This is a genomic window from Vibrio sp. 2134-1, from assembly GCF_033339495.1.
The window spans coordinates 1-507 of sequence record NZ_JAWOUS010001005.1; the positions used below are offsets into that span (position 1 = coordinate 1).

General features: G+C 46.9%; 1 pseudogene. It reads right to left on the bottom strand.

The annotated features are described in order from the left end of the window. Positions 1-507, bottom strand: a pseudogene (locus R7R78_RS29730) (bifunctional indole-3-glycerol phosphate synthase/phosphoribosylanthranilate isomerase); the annotation flags it as partial.

Consider the following 507-nt stretch of genomic DNA (forward strand, 5'->3'; position numbering starts at 1 on the left):
CATATTCTGCTAAGTCACGAACTTGTTGATGAGTGTAAATGCCAGACTCTGAAATAACCGTTGCGTTTGGTGCAAGCTTACGAATGGTTGGCGCAAGCGCTTTAGTTCGGTTTAAATCCGTTGTTAAGTCGCGCAAGTTGCGGTTGTTTATACCGATAACTTTAGCGCCAAGCTGAACTGCGCGGTGAAGCTCTTCTTCGTTGCTGACTTCCGTTAAAATGCCCATGTTTAGGCTGTGCGCAGCTTCTTCTAACGCTTTGTACTCTTCGTCATTCAGTACCGAAAGCATGAGCAATACCGCATCCGCGCCATAATGACGAGCAAGGTAAACTTGGTAGGTATCGACCATGAAGTCCTTACACAACACTGGCTGTTTCACTTGTCGGCGAACTTGAGGCAGAAAATCGAAGCTACCCTGGAAGTATTTTTCATCGGTCAGAACCGAGATCGCGTCTGCGTAGTTGTTGTAAACCGACGCGATGTAGTCCAAATCGAAGTCGTTGCGAA